The sequence below is a fragment of the Streptomyces sp. NPDC001406 genome (assembly GCF_042895285.1).
Classification (GTDB): Bacteria; Actinomycetota; Actinomycetes; order Streptomycetales; family Streptomycetaceae; genus Streptomyces.
Genome location: NZ_JBIAWG010000014.1, coordinates 90,099 through 104,124, shown reverse-complemented (window position 1 = coordinate 104,124; position 14,026 = coordinate 90,099). Strand labels below are relative to the sequence as shown.

Genomic DNA, 14,026 nt, shown 5'->3' with positions numbered 1-14,026 from the left:
GCCGACATGGAACCCATCGAGCGCCGAGTCGTCGTCACCGGACCGCCCCGCCGCATCCGGCGGGCCTCCGGCTACTACCGGCCGCGCACCGAGATCGACGAGCAGACCACCCTCGGTCACACCTATGTCCGCTCGCTGATGCGCACCCAACTGCGCGCCGCCCTCGCGGTGTTCGCGGTCCTCGTGCTGCTCATCGGCCCGCTCCCGCTGGTCTTCGCGGCCGCGCCCGACCGGCGCCGCCTCGCATGGCTGGTGCTCGGCTTCTGCCTGTACGCCCCGCTGATCCTGCTGGCCCGCTGGTACGTGCGCCGCGCCGAACGCAACGAACGGGACCTCGTCCGCCTGGTAGAGGACCGATGAACTCGAGCTATGCGGTGCCCGCTGTCGCCCTGGTCGTCGTGGCGACCGTCCTCGTCGGCGCCTTCGGCCTGCGGGTCTCGCGCACCACCTCCGACTTCTACGTCGCCTCGCGCACCGTCGGCCCCCGCCTCAACGCCGCCGCCATCAGCGGCGAGTATCTGTCCGCCGCCTCCTTCCTGGGCATCGCGGGACTCGTCCTGGTCCAGGGCCCGGACATGCTCTGGTACCCGGTCGGCTACACCGCCGGCTATCTGGTCCTGCTTCTGTTCGTCGCCGCCCCGCTGCGCCGCTCCGGCGCCTACACGCTGCCCGACTTCGCGGAGGCCCGGCTCGCCTCGCAGGCGGTGCGGCGGCTGGCGGGGGCCTTCGTCGTCGGGGTCGGCTGGCTCTATCTGCTGCCCCAGCTCCAGGGCGCCGGGCTCACCCTGGCGGTGCTCACCGGCGCGCCCGGCCCGCTCGGCGGACTCATCGTGGCCGTGGTCGTCGTGGCGACCGTCGCCGCGGGCGGCATGCGCAGCATCACCTTCGTACAGGCGTTCCAGTACTGGCTCAAGCTCACCGCCCTCCTCGTCCCCGCCCTCTTCCTGGTCCTCGCCTGGCAGAGCGACGGCGCACCCCATCACGCCTTCGACGAACCGGCGGCCTTCCGCGAACAGCGCACCGTCCGCGTCCAGGACACCCTCGACCTCGACCTCCACCGCCCGCTCACCGCCACGGTGACCGGCACGGTCGACGGCCGGCCGCGCGACGACACCCGGCTCACCCTCGCCGAGGGCCCCCACCGCATCGCCGCCGGCACCCGGCTGACCTTCGCCCGCGGGACCCCCGTCCCCATGGCCGACCGCGGCACCAACGGCGGCATGTCCACCTCGCTCGCCGAGAGCCGCCAGGAACGCCCGCTGTACGCCACGTACGGACTCATCCTCGCCACCTTCCTCGGCACCATGGGCCTGCCGCACGTCGTCGTCCGCTTCTACACCAGCCCGCACGGGGTCGCCGCCCGCCGCACCACGGTGGCCGTGCTGGCGCTGATCGGCGGCTTCTATCTGCTCCCGCCCGTGTACGGCGCCCTGGGCCGGATCTACGCCCCCGAACTCACGCTCACCGGCGACGCGGACGCCGCCGTGCTCCTGCTGCCCGACCGGATGATCGGCGGACTCGGCGGCGACCTGCTCGGCGCGCTGGTGGCCGGCGGTGCCTTCGCCGCGTTCCTGTCCACCGCCTCGGGGCTGACCATGGCGGTCGCCGGAGTGCTCACCCAGGACGTCCTCCCCTCGCGCGGGGTGCGGCACTTCCGGCTCGGCACGGTGCTCGCCATGGCCGTACCGCTGGCCGCGAGCGTGCTGGTCGGCGGGCTGCCGGTCGCGGACGCGGTCGGACTGGCCTTCGCCGTCTCGGCCTCCTCCTTCTGCCCGCTGCTCGTCCTCGGCATCTGGTGGCGGCGGCTGACCCCGCCCGGCGCCGCCGCGGGCATGCTGGTGGGCGGCGGCTCCGCGTTCCTCGCCGTGGCCGTCACCATGGCGGGCTTCCCCGGCACCGGCCCGCTGCACGCCCTGCTAGCCTGGCCCGCCCTGTGGTCGGTCCCGCTGGGCTTCCTCACCATGGTGCTGGTGTCCCTGGCCACCGCGGCACGGGTGCCGGCCGGGACGGCGGCGATCCTGGCGCGGTTCCACCTGCCCGAGGAACTGTGGGCGGAGGCCAAGGCGTGAACGGCTTCCTGGCGGGCCTGTGTGTCGCCGTGCTCCCATTGCTGGCCGCCGGTTTCTGGCTCGGGCGGCGCACGGCACGTCCGGAGAGCCTCGGTGACCTCGGCACGCCCGTGGAGCACGCCACCTTCCAGACCCTGCACACCGCCTCGCTCGCCGCGCCCCCGCTGCGGGCGGGCCTCACGGAGGAGACCGCGCGCAGATCGGCCCGCAGACTGCGCTCACTGCTCGGCACGGACGCGCTGTGCCTGACCGACCGGGGGCAGGTGCTGGTCTGGGACGGAGTGGGCGGCCACCACCGGGCCGAGATCATGGAACGGCTGGCCGGACCGCTGGAGAGCGGCCGCGGCGAGGCCTTCCGGCTGACCTGCGAGACCCCCGACTGCCCGGCCCGCTGGGCCGTGGTCGCCCCGCTCACCGTCGACGACCGGGTGCACGGCGCGCTCGTCGCCTGCGCGCCGCGCGAGTCCGCCGTGCTGGTACGGGCGGCCGGCGAGGTGGCCCGCTGGGTGAGCGTCCAACTGGAGCTCGCCGACCTCGACCGGTCCCGGACGAGGCTCATCGAGGCCGAGATCAAGGCCCTGCGCGCCCAGATATCCCCGCACTTCGTGTTCAACTCGCTCGCGGTGATCGCCTCGTTCGTCCGCACCGACCCCGAGCGGGCCCGGGAACTCCTGCTGGAGTTCGCCGACTTCACCCGCTACTCGTTCCGCAGGCACGGCGACTTCACCACCCTCGCCGACGAGCTCCACGCCATCGACCACTACTTGGCGCTCGTCCGGGCCCGCTTCGGCGACCGTCTCTCCGTCACCCTGCAGATCGCGCCCGAGGTACTGCCCGTCACGCTGCCGTTCCTGTGCCTGCAGCCCCTCGTCGAGAACGCCGTCAAGCACGGCCTGGAGGGCAAGGCCGACGCCTGCCACATCCAGATCACCGCGCAGGACGCCGGCGCCGAGGCGCTCGTCGTGATCGAGGACGACGGCGTCGGCATGGACCCCGAGCTGCTGCGCCGCATCCTCGCCGGCGAGACCAGCCCCTCCGGCGGCATCGGCCTGTCCAACGTCGACGACCGGCTCCGCCAGGTGTACGGCGACGACCACGGCCTCGTCATCGAGACCGCGGCCGGAGCGGGCATGAAGATCACCGCCCGGCTGCCGAAATACCAGCCGGGGGTGCACTCGGCGGCCCGCCTCGCCGCCGAGTGAGTCCAGGTGCTGTGCGAGGGGGTCTCAGGTGCTCTGGGTGGCGATCATCGCGAGAGTGAGCAGCCCCAGCACCACCCATCCGAACCACAGCCAGCCATTGCTCCCCAGCGCCACCGTGTACGCCGTCACCACGACGAGTCCGCCGACGGTGAGCACCCCCATCGCCTTCGTGGAACCGTTCGTAGAACCGGGCATCGCAACACCCTCCTCATGGTTCGACTCCCTCCATGGTGCCCCCGCCGCGCCTCCACACGGCACAGATGACGAAATACGCACCCGGCGCCCAGGGATCCTCGCTGGTCCAGGACACGGCCCGGGGCTGCGTCCCGTGTCCCCCTCGTCAGCTGTTGCGTGCGTTCAGTGAGGCCAGATAGGCGTTGTACGCCTCGAGTTCCTTGTCACCGTCCCGGTCGGCCGCGCGGTCCTTGCGCTTGGCCTGCCGCTGTTCGGAGCCGTACCACTGGAACAGCAGCGCGATCAGCACCAGGACGGACGGGATCTCGCTGAACGCCCAGGCGATGCCGCCGGCCGCGCTCTGGTCGGAGAGGGCATCGATGCCGAGCGAGGCGGGCGGGTTCTTGAACGTCTCGACCATCGGGGTCGACGCCATCATCAGCGCGATTCCGAAGAAGGCGTGGAACGGCATGCCCGCGAACAGCTCCAGCATCCGCATCAGATGGCCCGGCCGGTGCGGGCCCGGGTCCACGCCGATGATCGGCCAGAAGAACGCCACGCCCACGGCCAGGAAGTGCACCATCATCGCGACGTGCCCCGCCTTCGACCCCATCAGGAAGTCGAAGAGCGGTGTGAAGTACAGCGCGTACAGGCTCGCGATGAACATCGGGATCGTGAACCCCGGGTGCGTGACGACCCGCATGTAGCGGCTGTGCAGCAGCGCCAGCAGCAGTTCGCGCGGACCCTTGCGGCCCTTGCCCGCGACCGGCAGCGCGCGCAGCGCCAGCGTGACCGGGGCGCCGAGGAGGATCAGGATCGGCGACAGCATGCTGATCACCATGTGCTGCACCATGTGCACGCTGAACATGACCATGCCGTAGTCGTTCAGCCCGGTGCACATCACCAGCATGATGGTCAGCACCCCGACGACGTACGACGCCGTCCGCGCCACCGGCCACGCGTCACCGCGCCGCCGCAGCCGCACCACACCCCACCCGTACAGCCCGAGCCCGAGCAGACAGGCGACGAGGAAGAACGGGTCCGCCGACCACTCGAGACCACGTCCCAGCGTGAACGGCGGCAGATCCATCGTCATGCCGTGCCCGCTGTGATCCATCCGCCGGCTCCTGATTCGTGGAGGTTGTGCGCTGTCTGTCCACAGCTGTCTGTCCGCACCCAGACTAGAACCGCCCCCGGTCACTGCCGTGACCGGGGGCGGTTTTGCGCACAGGCGGCCTACCGGCCTACAGAACGCACTCGGCCTCTTCGTACCGCTCCTCGGGAACCGTCTTCAGCGTCTCCACGGCCTGCGCGAGCGGCACCATCACGATGTCGGTACCCCGCAGCGCGGTCATGTGGCCGAACTCGCCCCGGTGCACGGCCTCCACCGCATGCCATCCGAAGCGCGTCGCCAGCACACGGTCGTACGCCGTCGGCGTCCCGCCGCGCTGCACATGGCCGAGGATGACCGGCCGCGCCTCCTTGCCCAGCCGCTCCTCCAGCTCGATGGAGAGCTGGCGGGCGATCCCGGCGAAGCGCTCGTGGCCGTAGATGTCCTTGCCGCCCTCGTCGAACTCCATGCTGCCGGCCCTCGGCTTGGCCCCCTCCGCGGCGACGACGATGGCGAACCGCTTGCCCGCCTCGAACCGATCGCCGACCCGCTTCGCCAACTCCTCGATGTCGAAGGGGCGCTCCGGTACGACGATGGCGTGGGCGCCGGCCGCCATGCCGGAGTGCAGCGCGATCCAGCCGGTGTGGCGGCCCATGACCTCCACGATCAGCACGCGCTGGTGGGACTCGGCGGTGGTCTTCAGCCGGTCCAGGGCCTCGGTGGCGACGCCCACGGCCGTGTCGAAGCCGAAGGTGACGTCCGTGACCGCGATGTCGTTGTCGATGGTCTTCGGCACACCCACGATGGGCAGGCCGTTGTCCGACAGGAGCCGGGCCGCCTTCAGCGTGCCCTCGCCGCCGATCGGGATGATCGCGTCCAGGCCCAGGTCCTGGAGGTGGCCCTTGGCCCGGGCCACGCCGTCCCGCAGATGCTCGGGACGGACCCGGGAGGAACCGAGGATGGTGCCGCCGCGGGCCAGGATGCCGCCCACGGCGTCCAGGTCCAGCTTGAGGTAGTCGCACTCCAGGAGGCCCTTCCAGCCGTCCCGGAAACCGATGACCTCGTCGCCGTGGTCGGCGACGGCACGGTGCACGACGGACCGGATGACGGCGTTCAGGCCGGGGCAGTCGCCGCCGGACGTGAGGACACCAATGCGCATAGCCCGAAATACCTTCTCAACGTGGGCCGGGGACCGGACCGCGCTGTCCGGTTGGAACCCGGTCACCCTACCGGCGTCTGGGGGTGGCTCCGTAGCGGGCGTCCGCCTGCTGGACGCGCCCGCACATGTGAGCGGACGGCCTGTCAGGCGGGCCCGGTGACGACCATGCCGGAGGACGCTAAAAGGCGCCTTCAGTACCTCTGGAACGCAACGGTTACGCAGGCTGCTGCGCGGCCGCGATGCGTTCGTTGCGCAGCGCCTCGTACCAGCGGTCGTCGATCGGCGGCAGCGCGTTGACGTCCAGTGCCAGCTTCAGCAGCAGGTCCGCGATCAGCGGATTGCGGGCGAGGACGGGCCCGTGCATGTAGGTGCCGAAGACCGTCCCGTTGTACGCGCCCTCCGTGCCGTCCCCGGTGCCGTTGCCCCGGCCCTTGCGGACCTGGGCGAAGGGGCGTGCCGAGGGGCCGATGTGGGTGACGCCCTGGTGGTTCTCGAAGCCGGTCAGCTGGGGCAGGCCGAGCTGCGGGTCGATGTCCGCGAGGACGTCGCCGACGCACCGCTCGCCCTCGCCGCGCACCGACGTCACGTCGAGCAGGCCCAGGCCCGGCTCGCGCTGTCCGAGGTCGTTGATGAACTCGTGGCCGAGGATCTGGTAGCCGGCGCAGACGGAGAAGACGATCGCGCCGTTCTCCACCGCCCGGTGCAGATGGCCGTCGCGCCGCAGCCGCTCGGCCGCGAGGCGCTGGGGCCGGTCCTCGCCGCCGCCGATCAGATAGATGTCACCCGAGGTCGGGATCGGCTGGTCGCTGCGCACGTCGAGCCGTGCCACGTCCAGCCCGCGCTGCCGCGCCCGCCGCTCCACGACGAGCGCGTTGCCCTGGTCGCCGTAGGTGCTGAGCAGGTCCGGGTAGATCCACACCAGCCGAAGTTGGTTGTCGCTCATGAAGTGATCGTCCTCCCTGTTCAGTTGCCGACGATCCGGCGCAGGTCCTGGAACGCGGTGTAGTTCGCGATGACCTCGATCCGGCCCGGCGGCGCCTGCTGGACGGCCTGGTCGAGGTGCTCGCAGACCTGGAAGTGCTGGTTCGCGACCTCCAGCCGCACCGCGAGGTCCAGCTTCCGGTCGCCGATCACGAAGATCGGGTGGCCGGTCAGGCGGGTGTAGTCGACGTCCCACAGCCAGGAGGTGTCGGTGCCGTCGGCGCCGCGCGCGTTCACGGACAGGACGACCGGCGTCGGCGGCGGGTCGATCAGGGAGAACGTCTCCAGCCAGCCCGCGGGGTTCTTCGCCAGCAGCAGGCGCAGATCGCGGCCCTGGTACTGGACGACGTCATAGCGGCCGGCGACCGCCTGCACCTGGTACATGCGCTCCAGGGCCACCTGCGGCGGGACACCGAAGACGGCGGCGACGGCCGCGGAGCTCGCGGCGTTGGCCTTGTTGGCGCGGCCGGGCAGCTGGAGGTGGATCGGCCAGGCCGAGCCGTGCGGGTCGAGGACGTGGTCGCCGGACAGTGCCCAGCTCGGCGCCGGACGGCGGAAGCCGCACTCGCCGCAGTACCAGTCGTCACCGGGGCGCTGCATCACGCCGCCGCAGGACGGGCAGGACCAGGCGTCGTCCTTCCACATCTGGCCGGCCGCGACCCAGATCACATTGGGGGAGGAGGACGCGGCCCACACCACCAGCGGGTCGTCGCAGTTGGCGACGATCACGGCCTTGGAGCCGGCCAGACCCTCGCGCCAGTTCTCCGCGAGCATGCGGGTCTCGGCCGCGCGGTCCAGCTGGTCGCGGGAGAGGTTGAGCAGCGCGATGCACTTCGGGGAGGTGTCGCGGGCGACACCCGCGAGGTACTTCTCGTCGACCTCGATCACGCCGAACTTCGCGTCCGAGCCGCCGGCGAGCGCCGAGGTGATGCCGGCCGGCATGTTGGCGCCGAGCGCGTTGGAGACGACCGGGCCGGCGGCGCGCAGCGCCTCGGCGATGAGGCGGGTGGTCGTGGTCTTGCCGTTGGTCGCCGAGACGAGGACGCAGTCCAGGTTCTGGGCGAGCCGGCCGAGCAGGTCGGGGTCGAGTTTGAGTGCGACCCGGCCGCCGATCACCGATCCGCTGCCGCGCCCCGCGGCGCGGGACGCCGCCGCGACCGCCTTGCCCGCGGTCACGGCGAGCTTGGCCCGCGGCGAGAGCGGGTCCGAGTTGCCTGCCATCAGTTCTCGATCCTCCTTGCGTACGCGCCGCGCCTCAGCCATTCGGTAACGTGGCGTGGGCCTCAGCCTATCGAGATCCATTCGCACACCCGAATCCCGGCCCACGCCTGCGCGGCGGGCGTGGGCCGAGGGAACCGTACCCTTGCCGCCATGCGACACGGCTCGATCCCGGGCGCCCGCGGGCGCGTCCGGCCTCTCACCCTGCTCGGCGACCCGGTGCTGCAGGCACCCTGCGCGGAGGTCACCGACTTCGGTCCCGAACTCTCCCGGCTGGTGGAGGACTTGTTCGCCACGATGTACGCGGCCCAGGGCGTGGGCCTGGCCGCCAACCAGGTGGGGGAGTCCTTGCGGGTGTTCGTGTACGACTGCCCGGACGACGAGGATGTGCGACATATCGGACATGTGGTGAACCCGCGGCTGGTGGAGGCGGACGGTGTGGTGATCCGCGGGCCGGAGGGCTGTCTGTCCCTGCCGGGCCTGGAGGCGGGGACCGAGCGCTACGACCATGCGGTCGTCGAGGGTTTCACGGTGACCGGGGAGCCGGTCACCGTTCATGGGACGGGGTTCTTCGCCCGGTGTCTGCAGCACGAGTGCGACCACCTGGAGGGCGAGGTGTACGCGGAGCGCCTCACCGGCCGGCGCCACCGCCGCCTGATGAGGCAGGTGCGCCGGGCCTCCTGGCACCGGTGAGGGTCAGAACCCGGGGCTGCCCATCTTGTCCCCCGCCGCCGCCAGCCGTCCCCACAGCAGGTCGGCCAGGCTCTTCACCAATTCCGTGCGGGAGCAGGGCCGTTCGCCGAGCCACCAGTCGCCCGCCGCGTGCATCATGCCGACGATCCCGTGCCCCCACACCCGGGCCAGCTGCTGGCTCCCCGGTCCGAGGTCCAGTCGGTCCTCGATGACCTGGGCCAGCTCCTCGCCCATCCTGCGCAGCAGCGGCGCGGAGTGCTTGCCGACGTCGAAGCCCTGGTCGGCGCCCTGGCCGCCCTCCGAGGGGTGCATCAGGAAGCGGTAGACCTGGGGCCGTGCCTCGATCGCCGCGAGGTAGGTGTCCAGCGTGGCCTCGACCCGCTCGCGCCGCTCGGCGGGGGCGTCGAGCGCCGCCCGCAGCGAGTCCAGCAGCGCGTCGGTGTGCCGCTTGGCGAGAGCGGCGTAAAGTCCGCCCTTGTCGCCGAAGTGGCGGTAAAGGATGGGCTTGGTGATACCGGCCTCGGCGGCGATGGCGTTCATCGAGGCCTGCGGGCCGTCGCGCAGCACCACCCGGTCGGCGGCCTCCAGCAGCTCGCGCCGTCGGCGGTCGGCGGTCCGCTGCTGATCGGTCCGCTGTGTGGTGTCCATGAGCTCTCCCCACCCGTGCTGTTTCGGTGACGCCTGCGCAAACTAACACTGACTGTGTCCGGCACATCGAACGGGATGCCGACAGGTCATCGGGAGTTGACTTTTCCTACCCGCCGGTAACAGACTCAGGTTACCGCTAGTAACATGCAAGTACCGCCGCTGGAGGGGACATGGCCGAGTTCACCATGGAGCTCAACGACGAACAGAAGGAGGTCCGGGACTGGCTGCACGGTTTCGCCGCCGACGTCATCCGCCCCGCGGCCGCCGAATGGGACGAGCGTGAGGAGACTCCCTGGCCGGTCATCCAGGAGGCCGCCAAGGTCGGTATCTACTCCCTCGACTTCTACGCCCAGCAGTACTTCGACCCCACCGGCCTCGGCATTCCGATGGCGATGGAGGAGCTGTTCTGGGGCGACGCGGGCATCGCGCTCTCGATCGTCGGCACCGGCCTCGCCGCCGTGGGCGTCCTCGCCAACGGCACCGAGGAACAGATCGGCACCTGGATCCCCCAGATGTACGGCGACCCCGATGACGTCAAGGTCGCGGCCTTCTGCTCCTCCGAGCCCGACGCCGGCTCCGACGTGGGCTCCATGCGGACGCGTGCCGTGTACGACGAGGCCAAGGACGAGTGGGTGATCAACGGCACGAAGACCTGGGCGACCAACGGCGGCATCGCCAACGTCCACGTCGTCGTCGCCGTGGTCGACCCCCACCTCGGCTCCAAGGGCCACGCGTCCTTCATCATCCCGCCGAACACGCCCGGCCTGTCCCAGGGCCAGAAGTTCAAGAAGCACGGCATCCGCGCCTCGCACACCGCCGAGGTCGTCCTGGAGAACGCCCGTGTGCCCGGCTCCTGCCTGCTCGGCGGCAAGGAGAAGCTGGACGAGCGGCTCGCGCGGGCCCGTGAGAGGGCCAGGGCGGGCGGCGGCGAGCGGGTGAAGAACGCGGCGATGGCCACGTTCGAGGCCTCGCGGCCGGCGGTCGGCGCGATGGCCGTCGGCACGGCCCGGGCGGCGTACGAGGTGGCCCTCGACTACGCCATGACCCGTGAGCAGTTCGGACGGCCGGTCATCGACAACCAGGGTGTCGCCTTCCAGCTCGCGGACATGCGCACGCAGATCGACGCCGCGCGTCTTCTCGTGTGGCGTGCCTCCTGGATGGCGGTCAACGGAAAGCCGTTCACCGCGGCCGAGGGCTCGATGTCCAAGCTGTTCGCCAGCGAGACCGCGAAGAAGGTCACCGCCCAGGCGATTCAGATCCTGGGCGGCAACGGGTACACGCGGGAGTATCCGGTCGAGCGGATGCACCGGGACGCCGCGATCTACACGATCTTCGAGGGGACGAGTGAGATCCAGCGGCTGGTGATCGCCCGTACCTTGTCGGGGATGCCGATCCGCTAGCGGCGATCAGCGGCGCCGCGGCGGCGATCACCGGTGCTTCAGCGGCGTGAGCTGCTCGATGTCGTAGCGCCTGCGCAAATCCTCGATCGCCTCGTGGTCCGGTGGCCCCCCGCTCCCCAGGATCTCCAGCAGCTCCTCGAAGTAGCGCTCGTGATCCGGGGGCGGGGACGCCTGGAAGAACACCTTCGCCGCGGTGTCCGTCGGGTTGGCGAAGGCATGGGGGCAGCCGGGGGGTACGACGATGAGCGTGCCGGGGGTGGCCCGGACCACGCGGTTGCCCGAACTCGACTCCCACTTCTGCCAGTTGTCGGGTGTACGGATGCGCGGCTCGAAGGCGAGCACATCGAGCTCACCGTCCAGCACGTAGAACAACTCCTCGCTGCGCGTGTGCACATGGGCGCCGACATCGAAGCCGGGCGGGACCTCCACCTCGAAGGTGGAGGCCGTCCGCGAGTGCGTGCCGGTCACCTTGAACGTCACGCGCTGGGCGGGCGTGTGCACGACGCGGCCGTGACCCGGGGGCACGAGCAGCCCCTCGGACTGCGCCGTCTGCTGGGGCTGCGCGTCCGCCCGGGTCGCGGGTCCTTCGGGTACCGCCAGTCCTTCGGTCGTCGTCATCGCCAATCACCACGTCACGGGAAGGGCCTCGGGCCCACGGATCAACGCGCCCTTCTTGAAGGGCACCTGGTCGGGCGGTACGGCCGGCCGCAGCCCGGGCACCCGGTCCAGCAGCGTGTCGACCAGCAGCTCGGACTCCAGCCGGGCGAGCTGGGCACCGGGGCAGTAGTGCGGGCCGAAGCCGAACGTCAGATGCGGGTTGGGGCTGCGGGAGAAGTCGATCGTCTCCGGGTCCGGGAAGACCTCCGGGTCGCGGTTGGCGGCCAGGTAGGAGACGTACACCGGGTCGCCCGCCTGGATCCGCACGCCCCTGATCTCCACGTCCTGCGTGGCGATCCGGGACAGCCCGACCGCGTTGCGGTGCGGGATGTACCGCAGCAGTTCGTCGATGGCCTTCGGCCTGATCTCCGGCCGGGTGCGCAGCTGTGCCACGAGATCGGGCCGGATCATCAGGAGGTAGAACAGCTGCCCGCTGTTGTCGGTGACCGCCTCGCCGCCGATCTGCAGCAGCACCGCGAGCCCCGTGGCCTCCTCCGGCGTCACCTCGCCACGGCCCACGGCGGAGCCGAGCAGTGAGGTGACGTCCTCGCCCGAACTGTTCTCGCGCCGGTGGACGAGTCCGCGGAAGTAGGCGCTCATCTCGTTCCTGGCCCTCTCGCTGACCTGCTTGCCCTGCGAGGAGGACAGGATGAGCCGGGTCCAGGTGTGCATGCTGTGCCGGTCGGCCGCCGGGACGCCCATCAGCTCGCAGATCACCGCGACGGGGAAGGGACTGAGCACCGCGCTGGTGAGGTCGGCGGGCGGTCCGTCCTGGAGGAGCTCGTCCACCAGTTCGTCCAGCAATACCTGGGACTTCTCGCGGAGCCGTGCCACACCCTTCGCGGTGAACGCGGGCGCGACCGCGCGGCGCAGCCGGGTGTGGTCCGGCGGATCCAGGAAGCCGACCGCGCCACGGGTCGGGATGAAGTGCGGGGCGAGCCGGGTGACCGGGTGGTCCATGACCGCCTCGCGGCTGAACCGGGGGTCGTTGGTCACCGTGCGCACGTCGTCGTAGCGGGTGAGCAGCCAGGCCCAGCCCTCGCCGTTGGGCAGTTCGATGCGGCTGACCGGGCCCTCGTGCATCAGCTCGGTCAGCACCGGATCGAACTTCACCCCGGCCAGGTCGGCCGCCGGCCAGGGCCGGACCGGCGGCGGGACCTCGGTGAGCATCTCGTCGATCATCGCGTCTCTTCGTCCGTGCCGACCCAGCGGCCCACGGTCATCTCGGCGGTGATGCCGGGGCCGAACCCGGCGAGCAGTCCGCGCGCCCGCTCGTCGGCGCCGCCCTCGTCGAACAGCCGGCGCAGCGCGTCCAGCACGACGGCGCTGGCGATGTTGCCGTACTCGGTGAGCGTGGCCCGGCTGAACCGGAACGCGTGGGGGTCGACCTGCAGGAACTTGCTGAGGTCGTCGAGTATTCGGGGCCCGCCCGCGTGGATGATGTAGAAGTCCAGGTCGGACGCGTCCCAGCCGTGCTCGCCCGCCAGGTCCTGGAGCGCCGGGGCGAGCGGCTCCATGGTGGTGGGCACCCGCTTGTCCAGCAGGAAGTGGAACCCGGTGGCCCGGACGTCGTACATGATCCAGTCCTCGGTCTTGGGGATCAGGTACGAGCCGTTGCGCTCCAGCCGGACGCCCGTGCCGCCGCTGCCGCGCACCACGGCCGCGGCGATGCCGTCGCCGAACAGACCGTTGGAGAGCAGCGAGCCGACGCCGAGGTCGGTGGGCTGGTAGCACAGCGAGCAGAACTCGCAGGCCACGATGAGTGCGTTGGCCTCGGGGTAGGCCGTGCAGAAGTCGTGCGCCCGGTTGATGGCCGCACCGCCCGCCGCGCAGCCCAGCTGGGCTATCGGCAGCTGCCGGGTGGTGCTCGGGAAGTCCATCTCGTTGATCAGCCACGCGGTCAGCGAGGGCATCATGAAGCCCGTGCACGACACGTAGATGATGACATCGATGTCAGAGGTCAGGAGTTCGGCGTCGTCGAGCGCCCGCTGGATGACCGCGGGGACCCGGGCCTTCGCCTCGCTCTCGTACACCTTGTTGCGCTCCTGGAAGCCGGGATGCTTCAGGGTCTCCTCGATCGGCTGGACGATGTGCCGGGTGCGGACGCCAGTGTTCTCGATCAGCCGGAGGGCCAGCGGGAGCTGGGGGTGGTCCGGATGACGCTCGCGCGCCAGGTCCAGCGTGTCCTCCATCGTGATCACGTGTTCTGGTACGGACACCGAGGGTCTGCACAAAGTAGCCATGAGCCGTCCCTGCTTTCGCCTTCCGGCAGGCCTTCGCCCGCCGGTCAGAAGGTGGTCCACCCAGGTTCACCCGACGGGGCGACGATCTCGCGCCGGATTACTCCGAATCGGGGACAACGGGTAAGGGGCGCCTGAGAACTCCGGGTCACCCGACCGGTCTCTCCCGCTGATCGCCGGCGGCGCGACCGGCCACGGTGAACCCGCACCCCCGCACCGGACAGAACCCCTACGGCGCCCCACTGCTGTGCGCGATGCACGCCACGTCGATACGGTCGGCGAGCTTCGCGAGCTCGATGGTCAGCGCGGCAACGGTGTTCTCGTCCAGCCCTTCCTGCCCGGCCTCGACGAGGTGCAGCCACCTTCCGCCCACGGTGCGGAGCAGCTTGCTCACGTCGGCCGCGGCCACCTGCAAGGTACCGCGGTCGTCGACGATCAGAGGCAGAGTCACTTCGCGGTTCACAGACGGGATCG

At 70.9% G+C, this 14,026-nt stretch carries 15 protein-coding genes; 5 read left to right on the top strand and 10 right to left on the bottom strand.

What is annotated here, in order from left to right; genetic code table 11:
* Positions 1-6 precede the first annotated feature (6 nt).
* The 3 genes from ACFY1J_RS31570 to ACFY1J_RS31560 are packed head-to-tail and all read left to right on the top strand — an operon-like array spanning position 7 to position 3,271.
* A complete protein-coding gene (locus ACFY1J_RS31570; protein WP_390710430.1) occupies positions 7-360 on the top strand; it encodes a hypothetical protein in 354 nt (117 codons plus the stop codon).
* On the top strand, positions 357-2,069 hold the full coding sequence (locus ACFY1J_RS31565) for a cation acetate symporter (RefSeq protein WP_390732430.1): 1,713 nt from the start codon (positions 357-359) through the stop codon (positions 2,067-2,069). The genes ACFY1J_RS31570 and ACFY1J_RS31565 overlap by 4 nt, the downstream gene beginning before the upstream one ends.
* Positions 2,066-3,271 (top strand): sensor histidine kinase, encoded by a 1,206-nt coding sequence (locus ACFY1J_RS31560; RefSeq protein WP_390710432.1) that lies wholly within the window; start codon positions 2,066-2,068, stop codon positions 3,269-3,271. Before ACFY1J_RS31565 ends, ACFY1J_RS31560 begins: the two co-directional genes overlap by 4 nt.
* 24 nt (positions 3,272-3,295) lie before the next feature.
* Here ACFY1J_RS31560 and ACFY1J_RS31555 read toward each other — a convergent pair whose 3' ends face one another.
* From ACFY1J_RS31555 to ACFY1J_RS31535, 5 genes are all read right to left on the bottom strand, one after another.
* Positions 3,296-3,466, bottom strand: a complete 171-nt coding sequence (locus ACFY1J_RS31555; protein WP_263206127.1) for a hypothetical protein — start codon at positions 3,464-3,466, stop codon at positions 3,296-3,298.
* A 145-nt stretch (positions 3,467-3,611) separates the two neighbouring features.
* Positions 3,612-4,562: a cytochrome c oxidase assembly protein gene (locus tag ACFY1J_RS31550; RefSeq protein WP_390710433.1), complete on the bottom strand. Its 951-nt coding sequence runs from the start codon at positions 4,560-4,562 to the stop codon at positions 3,612-3,614.
* Between the two features lie 127 nt (positions 4,563-4,689).
* Positions 4,690-5,715 (bottom strand): 6-phosphofructokinase, encoded by a 1,026-nt coding sequence (locus tag ACFY1J_RS31545; protein WP_390710434.1) that lies wholly within the window; start codon positions 5,713-5,715, stop codon positions 4,690-4,692.
* A gap of 214 nt (positions 5,716-5,929) precedes the next feature.
* Positions 5,930-6,658 (bottom strand): glutamine amidotransferase, encoded by a 729-nt coding sequence (locus ACFY1J_RS31540; RefSeq protein ID WP_363301438.1) that lies wholly within the window; start codon positions 6,656-6,658, stop codon positions 5,930-5,932.
* 20 nt (positions 6,659-6,678) lie between these two features.
* Positions 6,679-7,917 carry a MurT ligase domain-containing protein gene (locus ACFY1J_RS31535; RefSeq protein WP_390710435.1) on the bottom strand — a complete coding sequence of 413 codons (1,239 nt, stop codon included), beginning with the start codon at positions 7,915-7,917 and terminating at the stop codon, positions 6,679-6,681.
* Positions 7,918-8,067: 150 nt separating this feature from the next.
* On the opposite strand from ACFY1J_RS31535, the gene def reads away from it, so the two are divergent.
* Entirely contained in the window at positions 8,068-8,607 is a 540-nt protein-coding gene (def, locus tag ACFY1J_RS31530) for a peptide deformylase (RefSeq protein WP_390732429.1), read from the top strand.
* A gap of 3 nt (positions 8,608-8,610) precedes the next feature.
* On the opposite strand, the gene ACFY1J_RS31525 is transcribed toward def, so the two are convergent.
* Positions 8,611-9,255, bottom strand: a complete 645-nt coding sequence (locus ACFY1J_RS31525; RefSeq protein ID WP_390710437.1) for a TetR family transcriptional regulator — start codon at positions 9,253-9,255, stop codon at positions 8,611-8,613.
* A 170-nt stretch (positions 9,256-9,425) separates the two neighbouring features.
* On the opposite strand from ACFY1J_RS31525, the gene ACFY1J_RS31520 reads away from it, so the two are divergent.
* Positions 9,426-10,655, top strand: coding sequence for an acyl-CoA dehydrogenase family protein (locus ACFY1J_RS31520; RefSeq protein WP_390732428.1), 1,230 nt, complete (start codon positions 9,426-9,428; stop codon positions 10,653-10,655).
* A gap of 27 nt (positions 10,656-10,682) precedes the next feature.
* On the opposite strand, the gene ACFY1J_RS31515 is transcribed toward ACFY1J_RS31520, so the two are convergent.
* From ACFY1J_RS31515 to ACFY1J_RS31500, 4 genes are all read right to left on the bottom strand, one after another.
* On the bottom strand, positions 10,683-11,273 hold the full coding sequence (locus ACFY1J_RS31515) for a cupin domain-containing protein (RefSeq protein ID WP_390710439.1): 591 nt from the start codon (positions 11,271-11,273) through the stop codon (positions 10,683-10,685).
* A gap of 6 nt (positions 11,274-11,279) precedes the next feature.
* Positions 11,280-12,494: a cytochrome P450 gene (locus tag ACFY1J_RS31510; RefSeq protein WP_390732427.1), complete on the bottom strand. Its 1,215-nt coding sequence runs from the start codon at positions 12,492-12,494 to the stop codon at positions 11,280-11,282.
* On the bottom strand, positions 12,491-13,555 hold the full coding sequence (locus ACFY1J_RS31505; RefSeq protein WP_363301445.1) for a type III polyketide synthase: 1,065 nt from the start codon (positions 13,553-13,555) through the stop codon (positions 12,491-12,493). The genes ACFY1J_RS31510 and ACFY1J_RS31505 overlap by 4 nt, the downstream gene beginning before the upstream one ends.
* Before the next feature lie 226 nt (positions 13,556-13,781).
* Complete coding sequence (locus ACFY1J_RS31500) at positions 13,782-14,015, bottom strand: DUF6213 family protein (RefSeq protein ID WP_316759114.1); 234 nt, start codon at positions 14,013-14,015, stop codon at positions 13,782-13,784.
* Between the last annotated feature and the right edge of the window lie 11 nt (positions 14,016-14,026).

Excerpts from the sequence above, each read along its gene's own strand:
- ACFY1J_RS31570 (WP_390710430.1), top strand. The coding sequence starts at position 7 with ATGGAACCCATCGAGCGCCGAGTCGTCGTCACCGGACCGCCCCGCCGC.
- ACFY1J_RS31565 (WP_390732430.1), top strand. The coding sequence starts at position 357 with ATGAACTCGAGCTATGCGGTGCCCGCTGTCGCCCTGGTCGTCGTGGCG.
- ACFY1J_RS31555 (WP_263206127.1), bottom strand. The coding sequence starts at position 3,466 with ATGCCCGGTTCTACGAACGGTTCCACGAAGGCGATGGGGGTGCTCACC.
- ACFY1J_RS31550 (WP_390710433.1), bottom strand. The coding sequence starts at position 4,562 with ATGGATCACAGCGGGCACGGCATGACGATGGATCTGCCGCCGTTCACG.
- ACFY1J_RS31545 (WP_390710434.1), bottom strand. The coding sequence starts at position 5,715 with ATGCGCATTGGTGTCCTCACGTCCGGCGGCGACTGCCCCGGCCTGAAC.
- ACFY1J_RS31540 (WP_363301438.1), bottom strand. The coding sequence starts at position 6,658 with ATGAGCGACAACCAACTTCGGCTGGTGTGGATCTACCCGGACCTGCTC.
- ACFY1J_RS31535 (WP_390710435.1), bottom strand. The coding sequence starts at position 7,917 with ATGGCAGGCAACTCGGACCCGCTCTCGCCGCGGGCCAAGCTCGCCGTG.
- def (WP_390732429.1), top strand. The coding sequence starts at position 8,068 with ATGCGACACGGCTCGATCCCGGGCGCCCGCGGGCGCGTCCGGCCTCTC.
- ACFY1J_RS31525 (WP_390710437.1), bottom strand. The coding sequence starts at position 9,255 with ATGGACACCACACAGCGGACCGATCAGCAGCGGACCGCCGACCGCCGA.
- ACFY1J_RS31520 (WP_390732428.1), top strand. The coding sequence starts at position 9,426 with ATGGCCGAGTTCACCATGGAGCTCAACGACGAACAGAAGGAGGTCCGG.
- ACFY1J_RS31515 (WP_390710439.1), bottom strand. The coding sequence starts at position 11,273 with ATGACGACGACCGAAGGACTGGCGGTACCCGAAGGACCCGCGACCCGG.
- ACFY1J_RS31510 (WP_390732427.1), bottom strand. The coding sequence starts at position 12,494 with ATGATCGACGAGATGCTCACCGAGGTCCCGCCGCCGGTCCGGCCCTGG.
- ACFY1J_RS31505 (WP_363301445.1), bottom strand. The coding sequence starts at position 13,555 with ATGGCTACTTTGTGCAGACCCTCGGTGTCCGTACCAGAACACGTGATC.